The organism is Flavobacterium chuncheonense, from assembly GCF_042686145.1.
GTDB classification, from domain to species: domain Bacteria; phylum Bacteroidota; class Bacteroidia; order Flavobacteriales; family Flavobacteriaceae; genus Flavobacterium; species Flavobacterium chuncheonense.
The window spans coordinates 344,173-357,588 of the sequence record NZ_JBHUPC010000013.1; the positions used below are offsets into that span (position 1 = coordinate 344,173).

General features: G+C 34.4%; 13 protein-coding genes. 5 read left to right on the forward strand and 8 right to left on the reverse strand.

The window, feature by feature from the left end; genetic code table 11:
* Positions 1-78: 78 nt before the first annotated feature.
* Positions 79-624, reverse strand: a complete 546-nt coding sequence (locus ACFS5J_RS09090; protein ID WP_379811799.1) for a 3-hydroxyanthranilate 3,4-dioxygenase — start codon at positions 622-624, stop codon at positions 79-81.
* An 87-nt stretch (positions 625-711) separates the two neighbouring features.
* Entirely contained in the window at positions 712-1,818 is a 1,107-nt protein-coding gene (locus tag ACFS5J_RS09095; protein ID WP_379811800.1) for an endonuclease/exonuclease/phosphatase family protein, read from the reverse strand.
* Between the two features lie 139 nt (positions 1,819-1,957).
* Between ACFS5J_RS09095 and ACFS5J_RS09100 the strand changes: the two genes are divergently transcribed.
* The 4 genes from ACFS5J_RS09100 (at position 1,958) to hflX (ending at position 8,006) form a co-directional block, all read left to right on the forward strand.
* Positions 1,958-4,849: a carboxypeptidase-like regulatory domain-containing protein gene (locus tag ACFS5J_RS09100; RefSeq protein ID WP_379811801.1), complete on the forward strand. Its 2,892-nt coding sequence runs from the start codon at positions 1,958-1,960 to the stop codon at positions 4,847-4,849.
* Between the two features lie 18 nt (positions 4,850-4,867).
* Positions 4,868-6,205 carry a DUF5689 domain-containing protein gene (locus tag ACFS5J_RS09105; RefSeq protein WP_379811802.1) on the forward strand — a complete coding sequence of 446 codons (1,338 nt, stop codon included), beginning with the start codon at positions 4,868-4,870 and terminating at the stop codon, positions 6,203-6,205.
* A 12-nt stretch (positions 6,206-6,217) separates the two neighbouring features.
* Positions 6,218-6,682, forward strand: a complete 465-nt coding sequence (locus ACFS5J_RS09110; protein ID WP_379811804.1) for a lipocalin family protein — start codon at positions 6,218-6,220, stop codon at positions 6,680-6,682.
* A gap of 94 nt (positions 6,683-6,776) precedes the next feature.
* Positions 6,777-8,006, forward strand: coding sequence for a GTPase HflX (hflX, locus tag ACFS5J_RS09115; RefSeq protein WP_379811806.1), 1,230 nt, complete (start codon positions 6,777-6,779; stop codon positions 8,004-8,006).
* 50 nt (positions 8,007-8,056) lie between these two features.
* Here hflX and ACFS5J_RS09120 read toward each other — a convergent pair whose 3' ends face one another.
* From ACFS5J_RS09120 to ACFS5J_RS09145, 6 genes are all read right to left on the reverse strand, one after another.
* Positions 8,057-8,899, reverse strand: coding sequence for a DUF3078 domain-containing protein (locus ACFS5J_RS09120; RefSeq protein WP_379811807.1), 843 nt, complete (start codon positions 8,897-8,899; stop codon positions 8,057-8,059).
* Positions 8,900-8,988: 89 nt separating this feature from the next.
* Positions 8,989-9,495 (reverse strand): DUF2480 family protein, encoded by a 507-nt coding sequence (locus tag ACFS5J_RS09125; protein WP_379811808.1) that lies wholly within the window; start codon positions 9,493-9,495, stop codon positions 8,989-8,991.
* 21 nt (positions 9,496-9,516) lie between these two features.
* Positions 9,517-9,840 carry an SUF system Fe-S cluster assembly protein gene (locus ACFS5J_RS09130; RefSeq protein WP_379811809.1) on the reverse strand — a complete coding sequence of 108 codons (324 nt, stop codon included), beginning with the start codon at positions 9,838-9,840 and terminating at the stop codon, positions 9,517-9,519.
* Positions 9,841-9,853: 13 nt separating this feature from the next.
* A complete protein-coding gene (locus tag ACFS5J_RS09135) occupies positions 9,854-10,273 on the reverse strand; it encodes a SufE family protein (protein ID WP_379811810.1) in 420 nt (139 codons plus the stop codon).
* Positions 10,274-10,276: 3 nt separating this feature from the next.
* The gene (locus ACFS5J_RS09140) at positions 10,277-10,747 is read right to left on the reverse strand and encodes a hypothetical protein (RefSeq protein ID WP_379811811.1); all 471 of its coding nucleotides are present in this window, start codon (positions 10,745-10,747) and stop codon (positions 10,277-10,279) included.
* Positions 10,748-10,759: 12 nt separating this feature from the next.
* The gene (locus tag ACFS5J_RS09145) at positions 10,760-11,974 is read right to left on the reverse strand and encodes an aminotransferase class V-fold PLP-dependent enzyme (RefSeq protein WP_379811812.1); all 1,215 of its coding nucleotides are present in this window, start codon (positions 11,972-11,974) and stop codon (positions 10,760-10,762) included.
* A 203-nt stretch (positions 11,975-12,177) separates the two neighbouring features.
* On the opposite strand from ACFS5J_RS09145, the gene ACFS5J_RS09150 reads away from it, so the two are divergent.
* A complete protein-coding gene (locus ACFS5J_RS09150) occupies positions 12,178-13,392 on the forward strand; it encodes a S8 family peptidase (protein WP_379811813.1) in 1,215 nt (404 codons plus the stop codon).
* The last annotated feature ends 24 nt before the right edge of the window (positions 13,393-13,416 follow it).

Genomic DNA, 13,416 nt, shown 5'->3' on the forward strand with positions numbered 1-13,416 from the left:
ACTTTTTTACTTATTTTTGTTAAAAACACAAATGTATCAATTTAAACCGAATCTTGAAAACACAAGATTATGAATTAGTTATTTATCACTATCAGCTAAAAAACGTTTGTCGGATTCCATTACAGTACCGCACTTTTTACATGTTCTTTTGTCATGTGAAGTATAAAAATCTTTGAAATGGGGTAAGAAATCTTTTTCAATATTATGTAATTCAAAATAAACTTCGTGTAATTTCTCATTACAGGTATCACAATACCATAACAAGCCATCTGTAAAACCTTTTCCTGCACGCTTTCGCTCAATAACTAAACCAATAGAATTTTCCTTACGCACTGGAGAATGTGGAATTTTTGCAGGATGCAAATACATGTCACCCGCTTTTAGTTCCATCGCTTTTTTCTGGCCATCTTCTTGAATATAAACTACAATTTCACCTTCTAATTGGTAAAACAATTCTTCGGTTTCATTAAAGTGGTAATCTTTTCGAGCATTTGGTCCAGCAACAATCATAACGATATAATCACCAGAATCTACATATAAATTTTTATTGCCAACTGGAGGTTTCAACAAACTGCGATTATCCTCTATCCACTTTGACAAATTGAATGGTTTTGCAATACTCATTTTTATATATTTTAATTGTAAAGTTACTAAAAAAGAAAAAGGCTAGTTTGAATAAAATCAAAACTAGCCTTTTTATAACTTAATGCGCTACTGCGCTTCTTTAACCAAATAAATATAAACCGGGAGATGATCACTATAACCCGGAACTCCATTTGAATTTCGTTTCGGATAACCTTTCCACCTACCTTCACTTTCGATTAAATAGGGTTTTATAAATCGTCCCGTTTTGAAATAAGTCCAAGTACTATACTCTTTACGGACAAACGGTTCGGACACTATTATTTGATCAAACAGATTCCAAGCATCTCTATATCCTAGAGTTCCTTCTCCATTTTTGTACATTTTTTCCATAGGATTATACATGCCATAAGCTTGAATGTCTTCTCTTTTTTCAACTGTACCAATCTCTTTTTTTACACTTTTATTAACAGGGTCATCATTTAAATCACCCATGGTAATAATTTTTGCATTAGGATTAATCTTATAGAGAGAATCAATGATTTTTCGGTTCAATTTACCTGCTGCTTCACGATAGGGACTACTCCTCTTCTCTCCACCTGAACGCGATGGCCAGTGATTTACAATGACACTGATTTCTTCACCATCTAAAAGACCAGTAACCAACAATTGATCACGCGTGTAGACTCTTTTTGAACCATCATTTGCAAAAGATTTATCTTCATCATCGTCCTCGTTTGATTCCGGTTTACCTTTTTTGGTATCCAACATATCTTTGTAAATATACAAAGGTATGTTCGTGTAGCTTGTTGGGGTAAAATATTTCCCTTGGTATAATAGGGCAACATCAATACCTCTTCTATCCGGAGAATCAAAATGGATAATATTATAGCCTAAATCAACCATTTTAGATTCTTTTATTAAATCTTCTAATACTCCTCTGTTTTCAACTTCACAAACACCTATAAGTACAGGAGTATTTTTCTGAACATCACTAATACCTAGTTCGGCTATCACTTTACTTAAATTTTCTAACTTTTTTTTGTAATTTTTAGATGTCCATCCTTTGACTGGAGTGTATTCCTCATCGTAATTAATAGGATCCTTAATTGTATCAAATAAGTTTTCAAGGTTATAAAAAGCTACCGTATGCAGTTTGAATTTTTTATTCTGACCAATGGCTAGATTTAAAGTCAAAAAAACCACAATAAATAGTAGCGTTTGTTTCATTTTCATAAAATCAATGTTATGTTAGTATCAAATTTATCACAAACAAGATAGCAAAGTTATATAATTATAACAAAAATTATACCTTTGTATACTGTTAAGTTTTAATTTCTTAACTTTTAAATTAATATTAATTTCAATCTTGTTTATGAAAAAACTATTACTTCATGCCCTTTTTTGCGTATTTGTATTTGTTATGCATGCACAACAAAATCCCGCGTTAAAAGGAAAAGTAGTTGATTCTAAAAGTCAAAAACCACTCCAGAATGTTGAAGCGACAATAAAAAGCTCAAGTATATCCGTAGTGACAAATGCTCAAGGTAATTTTGAATTTAAAAGCTTACCTACAATTGAATCAACCTTAATCATTAGCTATTCTGGCTACAAAACCCAAAATTTTACCTTGGAACCCTCTCAAGGAGAAACAATAGATTTGGGAACTATTTTTCTAGAAGAAGATATTACCTCAGAACTACAATTAAGTCTAGTAACCATCACTGAAGGAGATTTAGGTGATGAAAACACTGGCTCCGAAAGTACTTCTGGATTATTACAGGCTTCCCGCGATACTTATCAACAAGCGGCAGCATTCAACTGGGGTCAAGCACGCTTTAGAGTTCGCGGATTAGACAATGAATATGGAACTACTATGATTAATGGTGTGGCCATGAATAAAATTTACGATGGTCGACCACAATGGAGCAATTGGGGTGGATTAAACGATGCCACTAGAAACCAAGAGTTCACCATGGGTACAGCGCCTTCAGACTATACTTTTGGTGGGATATTGGGAACTCAAGAAATCAACACAAGAGCTTCTCACTACCGCACTGGTACACGTTTAACTTTTTCAGGAGCTAATACAAATTACAGTTGGCGAGCTATGGTTACTCATGCTTCTGGATTTAACAAAAAAGGATGGGCTTTTGTAGTGTCAGGTTCGAGACGATGGGCAGAAGAAGGTTATTTTGACGGAACCGATTATAGTGCAAACTCGCTGTTTGCATCTGTTGAGAAAAAAATTAACGAAAAACACAGCTTAAATTTTACTTCTATATATGCCCAAAACAGTAGGGGTAAAAACTCTCCAAACACACAAGAAGTTATTGACCTTATGGGCGAAAACTACAATTCCTATTGGGGTTGGCAAGATGGAAAGAAAAGAAATTCACGTGATAAAAATGTAGAAGAACCTATAAATATGCTATCCCATTATTGGAAAATCAATGAGAAAGTATCATTAAATACAAATGTCGCAGTACAAACAGGTTATATAGGAAACACTAGAATTGATTTTCAAGGGGTTTCAAATCCAGATCCAACATATTACAGAAACTTACCTAGTTATTTCATAAATTATTATGAAAACGACCCCGCTTATGTAAGTCAAAATGCACCTGAACAATATCTACCGGGAGGTTTAGGAGGTGTATTTATGCCAAATTATGCTTTAGCTGCTAACGCACCATTTTACCAAAATCAACAATTGGATTGGAATAACATGTACCGTGCCAATACAACTCCTATTATTGATGAAAACAATGTCGAAATTGGTAGAGCACCAAGTCAAAGTAAATATGTGTGGTACGAAGACCGCACAAGTGACACACAATGGACAGCCAACTCCATTTTAAAAGCGACACTATCGGATCATATTAACATGAATGCTGCAGTAAACTACAAAAATCTAAGATCACATAATTATCAATACTTAAGAGATCTTTTGGGTGGAGCTTATTTTGTTGATATTGATAATTTCGGAAACAACAGTAGTCAACAACAAACCGATTTAAACAATCCATACAGAACAGTTGGTGTAGGTGACAAATACGGTTACAATTATAAACTGTATGCTAATGTAATTGATGCATTTACGCAGTTTAAGTTCAATTATAATAAAATAGATTTCTATTTATCACAATCATTCACAAGATCAGAATATCAAAGAGAAGGTTTATACCGAAATGGTTATTACCCAACAAGCTCTTTTGGAAAAAGTGAAAAAGTTGCTTTTGATAATTTCGGATTCAAAGGAGGCGCAACTTATAAGTTCACCGGTAGACACATGTTGGATGTAAATGCAGTTTACATGTCTGTAGCTCCTACTTTACGTAACGCATTTCCAAATGCAAGATTGAACAATTTTTCCATCCCTAATTTAGAGAGTCAAATTGTTGCAGGTGGAGACCTTAGTTATATCATTCGTGCACCAAAATTCAAATCAAGGTTAACGGCATTTTATTCTAAAATAAAAAATGCAACGGAAGTTGGCTTTTTCTTTGCAGAAGGTACTTTTGAAGACCTAGGAAATGGTTCGCAAGACACAAATGGTTTCGTTAATGAAGTAGTTACTGGTCTTGATAAACAAAATGCTGGACTTGAGTTGGGTATGGAATACCAATTAACTTCAACCATTAAAGTTATGGCTTCCGGTTCGTATGGTCAGTATATCTATACCAACAATCCGAATGTAAACCTAGTTAGTGATCGTTTGGCTAATGCCAATAATGTTTACCCAGCAATCGACTATGGTCAAACACATTTAAAAGATTACAAACAACCAGGAATGCCGCAACAAGCAGCTTCAATTGGAATCGAATACCGTGATCCTCATTTTTGGTGGATTGGAGCCAACTATAACTACCTAGGCGGTTCGTATTTGGATATTTCACCAATTCTAAGAACAAACAGTTTCTTGAGAAACCCAGCGAGTGCAAACGGTTCACCTTTCCCTGAAATTACAGAAGAAAGAACTCGAGAGCTATTAAAACAAGAGCAATTTGATGATATCTACTTATTGAATCTACAAGGAGGAAAATCTTGGAGAGTAAGTAGTAAAAACCGTAACACCTTTGGCTTCTTCGCTTCTATCAATAACGTTTTTGATTTACGCTATAAAACAGGCGGATACGAACAAGCTAGAAATGCAAATTACCGTGAGTACAATCAGGATGCAGCAAATGGAACACCAAGTTTTGGTGCTAAATATTTCTACGCTTACGGAAGAAACTACTTTGTAAACTTTTATTTTAATTTTTAAAAAACAGCTCACAACGATATGAAAAACTCAATTTTAAAACCAGCTTTTTTAACAGTTTTAAGTGCCTTAGCATTTATCTCTTGCGTGAACGACGATAGTTATTCTACACCAAATTTAGACTGTATCGAAACTTCTCTAATAAAAACGAAAGAAGTTTCAGACATCCCTGCTAGCGCAACAGTAACACAATACACGGAAGATGAAGTTATAGAAGCGTATGTTACTTCAAGCGATCGCGATGGAAATTTTTACAAATCAATTTCGATGCAAACTTTAGATGGTTCAGATGCTTTTAGCATACCAGTTGATGCAACCTCAACATTTGTCAACTTTGAACCAGGAAGAAAAGTTTTAATTAAAATGAAAAACTTATACACAGATGTTAAATATGGCGGTATGCGTATCGGTGGTATCTACCTTGACACAGATGGTTCTGTTGAGGTTGGTAGAATTCCAGCAACTGATGTTAGAAGCATATTATTCCCTTCTTGTACAATTCTAAACGAAGAAGAATTAATCCAAAGTCTTACAATAGCTGAGTTATTAAATGACAACAATTTAAACAAATTGGTAGAATTAGATGGGGTACAATTTACATCTGCAGCATTGGGTAAAAATTATTATGACCCTACAAATGATATTGGAGGAGCAACCAATCATTATCTAGAAGATGCTGCTGGAAATACAGTAATCTTTAGAACAAGTAGTTTTGCTTCATTTGCACACCACGCAGTTGCCTCAGGAAATGGTAAAGTGAGAGGTGTATTAACAAAATACAACAGTGATTATCAATTTATGGCACGTTATGAAAGCGATGTTATACTTGATGGTAACAGAATCGAAGCTGTATTTAGCGAAGACTTTCAATCGGCTACTAACAATACAAATTTAGATATTCCGGGTTGGACAAATTTTGCGGAAAGCGGCTCTTGGGTATGGAGAGAAAAAACATTCAGCGGAAATGGTTATGCAGAGTTTAGCGCATTTAACGCTCAAGCCTTAAATGTGGTTTGGTTAGTTACTCCAGCTATTGATTTAGCGACATTCAGCAACAAACAATTACAATTTAAAGTAGCACAACATCACCTTGATGTGGACTCTCCAGACAATAGTTTAGAAGTTTTAATTTCTACTGATTATGATGGAACAAATGTTTTAGGGGCTACTTGGACAACCTTGTCAACACCAAACTTACCAACAATGGCTACTTCTTGGTATGAATTTTTAAGTTCATCAGTGGATATTTCAGCTTACAACGGAACGGTATATGTTGCGTTCAAATTTAGAGGTTCAGGTACAAATACAACTTTAGACGGTGCATTTCAAGTTGATGATGTAAAAGTTTTTGCACAATAAAATCAGTAGCAAATGAAAAAGATAATTTTTAAGACTGTATACGTTTTATGCATCTTTACTTTGGTAAGTTGTGAAGACAATGACACTACACAAATAGATCAAATTCAAAATCCACTAATTGGAAAGTGGAACATCTCTCAAGTTGGTCATATTGAAAATATTGGTGAAGAAAACTTTGTTATATACGAAGATTATGTAAACGAATGTGGCAATGACAATATTTTGTTTACTGCTGAAAGTTTTGAATTAAACACCTTCTACACAGAAAACGACAACTGTACTAGTGATCAAATAAATGGAAGTTACAGTTATGGTGTCAACAACATTTCTTTACAATACGAACAAGTAGTGAACAATGAAACTATAGTTGTGGAACAACCGCTTACAATTATTCAATTGACATCTAATATGATGGAAGTTGCACAACCTAATGAAACTACTGGAGAAACTGATTTTACTATACTAATAAAAGAGTAATTAATCCGTAACTTTAACAAACCCAAAAACGCCCTATAACTAGGGCGTTTTTTTATAGCAAATAATTGTACTTTTGTAATGATAAAGAAAGACTATGTTAGAAAAAGACAATCATATTTTTGAAAAAACAGTTGTTGTAGGTATTGTAACCCAAAATCAAGACGAAGAAAAGCTAAGAGAATATCTTGACGAATTGGAATTTTTGACCTTTACAGCTGGAGGAGAAGTAATCAAACGCTTTTGGCAAAAAATGGACAAGCCCAATCCTAAAACGTTTGTAGGCTCAGGAAAGCTGGAAGAAATTAAATGTTTTGTGAAAGAAAACGAAATTTCAACGGTTATTTTTGACGATGAATTATCGCCTTCACAACAAAAAAACATCAACCGTGAGTTTGGTGATGATTGTAAAGTATTAGACCGTACCAATCTAATCTTGGATATTTTTGCCCAACGTGCTCAAACTTCTTACGCACGAACTCAGGTTGAACTTGCCCAATATCAATATTTATTACCACGATTAACTGGTATGTGGACCCACTTAGAACGTCAACGAGGAGGTATTGGTATGCGTGGTCCGGGGGAAACGGAAATTGAAACGGATAGACGTATTGTTCGCGATAGAATTGCCTTGCTAAAAGACAAAATAAAAACCATTGACAAACAAATGGCCATTCAAAGAGGCAACCGTGGCGCTATGGTTCGTGTTGCTTTAGTAGGTTATACCAATGTGGGGAAATCAACACTAATGAACGCTATTGGAAAGAGTGATGTTTTTGTCGAAAATAAACTATTCGCAACATTAGACACCACTGTTCGTAAAACCGTAATTAAAAATTTACCGTTTCTTTTAAGCGACACGGTGGGTTTTATAAGAAAACTTCCAACTCAGCTAGTTGAATCATTTAAAAGCACCTTAGATGAAGTAAGAGAGGCCGATTTATTATTGCATGTAGTCGACATTTCGCATCCTGATTTTGAAGATCACATTGCTTCTGTAAATGACATTTTAAAAGAAATCAAAAGTGATGACAAGCCAACTATTATGGTTTTCAACAAAATAGATGCGTATAAGCCCGTTTATTTTGATGAAGACAATTTGGAAATAGAAAAAGAATCCAAACATTATACACTTGACGAATGGAAAAGCACATGGATGAGTAAAATGGGTGAAAATAATGCATTGTTTATCTCCGCAACTGATAAATTGAATTTTGAAGAATTTCGTGAAAAAGTATACGAAGCAGTACGTGAAATTCACGTCACACGATTCCCATATAACAAGTTTTTATATCCGGATTATAAAGATGCTGTTGATAATGAATAAAAAAAGACCTCTTTGAAAGAGGTCTTTTTTTAGTTCTATATAAAACCGAATTAAAAATTAGCATTAAATCCTAAACCAATAACTTGACGCGTCTGAAAACCTCTAAAGGCGTTATCGTCATAAATCGTTTGGAAAGCAAAATTCGTTGACAAATACTTGTTGATTTTCATCACAATATTCAATTGATAATCCAAATCTACGTTTTGTGGATCTTCAAGGTAATTAGAATACAAATTTAAAATATTTTCAACAGAAACATTTTGCATGATATTAAACTTGTAATACCCATTTATAGCAGCTCCAAGCTCATAACGTAATGTCTCACCTTGCTCAACACCAAATGAAGAATCAAAGGCTGTAAAATGATCATCAACAACAATGATTTTTGAAGTTGCTGGAGCGATATTAACTTTCAAGTTATCACTCTTTTTCCACAACATACCAGGACCTGCTTGAAAATAAGCTGGCGAAAAGAAATGCGAGATTTTCATGGTTCTATCATCTGGATCAAAACCAGAGTCCATTTGCGTTTTAAAATTGAAGAAAGCAGAATAAAACCAGTACCCTGAAGCCTTTTTACCCAGTAATGAGTTAAACTCTATTCTATCATCTGTCTTTTGAGCATCCTCTCCTTTAATTTTGGTTAAACCGTAAGCAACAATTAATTTGTTATCCCAGTTCCAGTCACCATTTTTATAATTAAAGTCATAATTAATGTTGACGTTACCAGCAAAGTTATTGTCTCCACCCGCTTGCCAATTGCTAAACGATGATTGATTGGCTAATAATGTAAAAACACCCTTTTTTGTCCAATGTTTTGTAGAATCAACAACAGTCTCTTGTGCAAAACCAATTGAACTAACAAACAATGAAATCCATAATACTTTCTTCATACCTCTATATTTAAAATATCTAATTCCTAAAAATAGTAGAATCTGCTAAGAACACAAAACGCGATTCTTTAAAATGTACTTTTTATCGATTATTTACCCTTTTTGTACAAAGGAACAGCCGAACATGCCTCACCAAACATAACACTTCTGCCTACTTTTTGTAATTCTTGGATAGCTAAAACATAAACCTCATTTGGAACGGGTTTATTGGAACATCCTTTTAAAATTACAGGTTTATCTGCGTAAAATTGAAAATCAATTTTAGAAAGTTCCTTTTGATAGAGCGATAACAACATTGCTTTTTTATCACCTTGAACAATTGCATTTGCAAAAGGCGCTAAATAAGTTGCCACTAAACTATACGTCCATGCAGGCAAAATAGCATCTGTAACGCAGAAAAGCGCTACATTTTGTCCTGAAAATTGCTGCCATTCGTAGTTCTTTAATGTTTCTCTAAAATCTTTCTCTTTTAAAATAAAACCTTCTAACAACCATTGCGAAATATCCAATTCTACAATGGGTGCTTTTGGAAAGTAATCCTCTAAATCGAAAACTTCAAGTTTGCTGTTCGCAACTTTATTTACAATCTCGTCCATATCAAAGCAATTGCTTTTTTATTAAAGCATTCCAAGTTCTAATTTTGCCTCTTCACTCATTAAATCTTTACTCCATGGCGGATCGAATGTGATTTCTACTTCACAAGATTTAACAGCATCAATAGATTTGATTTTCTCTTCTACTTCCATTGGCAATGTTTCAGCTACAGGACAATTCGGCGAAGTCAAAGTCATTAAGACTTTAACATCGTTATCCTCATTAATCATAACATCGTAGATTAATCCTAACTCATAGATATCCACAGGAATTTCAGGGTCATAAATTCCTTTTAAAACTTTCACTACGCTTTCGCCTAGGTTTATTGTATCGTTAAATTCTTCCATATCTTTTATTTAATTATTGCTTTGCTTGAAAAGCTAAAGCGTACATTTTTATTTGTTTTATCATTGACACCAAACCGTTTGCACGTGTTGGAGACAAATGCTCTTTTAAACCAATTTCATCAATAAAATCAGTATTGGCATCCAAAATAGCTTGTGGTGATTGATTGGAAAATACGCGTATCAAAATCGCAATGATTCCTTTTGTTAAAATGGCATCACTATCCGCAGTGAAAACAATGTTGCCCTCTTGATTCTCACCATGAACCCATACTTTTGATTGACAACCTTTGATAATATTGTCTTCTGTTTTATATTCTTCCGCTATTAAAGGTAACGATTTTCCAAGTTCAATGATGTACTCATAACGTTGCATCCAATCATCAAACATTGAAAACTCATCTACTATTTCATCTTGTATGGCTTGTATCGTCATTTTTTATTGCTTTTTTGCTTCGATTTTTAATATTGTATTCACTAAGTTTTCTATGTAAGCTGGAGGATATCCACCATCAAAATCAGGTGTTTTATATTCTTCACCACCTGAAGTGATTGCTAGATAAGTGATTGGTGCTCCATCGTAAAAACGCTTTTCCGTTGGTGCCTTTAAAGCACTCAACTGTTTTACATCAATAGCTGCGTAAGCTTTGTAAAGTGCTTCAATATCGGTATCAGTTAAAGCAACTTCTTTTGGTTTTGCATCACTAGCATCTTGCACCAAAAATTTACCTTGTTCAATCGTTATCTTTTGGTAAAAACCTCTAGTTAAAGACTCATATACCAGCTCTGGTAGATTTTGTTGTAATTTCATAGTTTCAGCTGTTGTACCAGCATTTTCAATTGTTGTCTTGTGACATTTACAGCCCGTGATGGTAAACAACAGTATGGCTAAGTAGGTAATTGTTTTCATAAATTTTAAATTTTAAGATAACATCATTTGCGCTTTTTTAACCGCTTCTACAAATATATCAATCTCTTCCATAGTATTATAAAAAGCAAAACTTGCTCGTATTGTTCCAGGAATTCCAAAGAAATTCATAATTGGTTGTGCACAGTGATGTCCTGTTCGTACTGCTATACCTAACTTATCGATAATCGTGCCAATATCATATGGGTGAATTCCTTCCAAATTGAATGAAATTACAGATGCTTTCTTATCTCCAGTTCCATAAATAGTTACGCCATCTAATTCTAATAATCGTTTGGTTCCGTATTCTAATAATTCTTGTTCATATGCCGCTATATTGTCGAAACCTATTCCGTTCATATAATCCAACGCTGTACCAAGGACGATTCCGCCAGCAATGTTTGGTGTTCCCGCTTCGAATTTATGCGGCAAATCTGCATATGTTGTTTTTTCAAAAGTAACCTCAGCAATCATTTCACCTCCGCCTTGATAGGGTGGCAATTTTCGCAACCACTCTTCTTTACCATATAAAACCCCAACACCCGTTGGTCCACAAACCTTATGTCCTGAAAACACATAAAAATCACAATCTAAAGCTTGAACATCTGGACGTAAATGCGGTGTAGCTTGCGCCCCATCAATTAAAACAGCAGCTCCTACTTGATGCGCTTTTTCAATAATATATTCAATAGGATTTACCGTTCCTAATGCATTTGAAATATGGTTTACTGTAACAACTTTCGTTTTTTCTGAAAGTAAACTATCAAAAGCAGACATTTCTAATTCCCCTTTTTCGTTCATTGGTATTACAACCAACTTCGCACCTGTTTTTTCACATAAAAACTGCCAAGGCACTATGTTACTATGGTGTTCCAATGCAGAAACCATAACTTCATCATTAGCATTTAACAAACTTGCAAAACCATTAGCCACTAAATTAATTCCGAAAGTAGTTCCAGATGTAAAAATAATTTCATGGTTATGTTTAGCATTTAAATGCTGCTGAATTGTATTTCTTGAAGCTTCATAAGCATCTGTAGCTAGTTGACTTAAAGTGTGTACACCACGATGAATATTAGCGTTTATTTCATTATAATATTTTGAAATAGCATCAATTACTACTTGCGGTTTTTGTGCAGTAGCACCATTGTCAAAATATACTAAAGGTTTCCCATTCACTTTTTGTGAAAGTATAGGAAAATCGGCTCTTACTTTTTGAATGTCAATCATGTTGCAAATTTACAATTTGATTGTTTATAATAAGAATAAATAAAGGTTAAAAAACACACTTATACATTCCTTTAGAAAAGGAATACTTATAATATTTTTCTTAACATTTTAATATTTTAGTTACTATAATAACAAATAAACAATTCAATTGTTAAAAATAGTTAATAAAAATTTATATTTTTATATAAATAAACATGAAGAATATGAAAAAATCTAACCTTGCAATTGCCTTTTCTACATTAATTTTAGCTTGTAGTTGCTCAGATGACACAACTGAAAATGTTTTACAAAATGACACCAATGCAGTAGTTAATCAAAACACACTAAACAGGGAGACGTTTAGGACTGTTCCTATTGAAGGTTCCTATATAGTGGTTTATAAAGACAATGTTTTTTCCAACATTCTAAATAGAGCTACAGAAAAAAGTGACGTTATTAACAAAACCTCAAATGTATTGGGTAGATACAAAGTGGGCAATCAGAATGTAAGTCATTATTACAGCAAAACAGTTAAAGGATTTGCTGTAAAATTAAACGAACAACAACTTGCTGAATTAAAGTTAGATCCAAATGTAGCCTACATCGAACAAGATCAAATGATAACTTATGCTCCTCCTTCGGGTAAACCTGGAGGTGGTGGAGGCAGTACTTCTGGACAAGTAATACCTTATGGAACCACAAGAGTTGGAGGTGGAAACACAACCTCAACACGTACTGCATGGGTTATCGATTCTGGAATTGATTTAGATCACCCAGATTTAAATGTTGATGTTACAAGAAGTGTATCGTTCTTAACAGGTTCGCCATCCAATACTAGCCCAGATGACCAAAACGGACATGGGACACATGTTGCAGGAACTATTGCTGCAATTGACAACAATATAGGAACCGTTGGAGTTGCTCCAGGAAGCACTGTTGTTGCCGTTAGAGTATTGGACAGAAGAGGCAGCGGAAGCATCTCTGGTGTTATTGCTGGTGTAGAATACGTAAGAAACAATGGAGCAGCAAACGATGTTGCTAATATGAGTTTAGGCGGAGGTATTTCGCAAACTCTTGACAATGCTGTAATAAATGCAACATCAGGAGGAGTGAAATTTGTATTAGCAGCCGGAAACGAGTCTGATGATGCTAATAATCATTCGCCAGCACGTGCAAATGGAAACAACATTTATACAATTTCGGCAATGGATGTTAACGATAATTTTGCTGGCTTTTCAAATTATGGTACTCCAGTTGACTATTGTGCTCCTGGTGTTTCCATTCAATCAACATGGAAAGACGGAGGATATAATACTATAAGTGGTACATCAATGGCGGCACCTCATGCAGCAGGAGTTTTGCTTTTAGGAAATCCAAGTACTGATGGTACCGTGAACGGTGACCCAGATGGCAGCGCTGATCCAATAATTCATACCTAATCGACATTATTATAAAAATAAAAA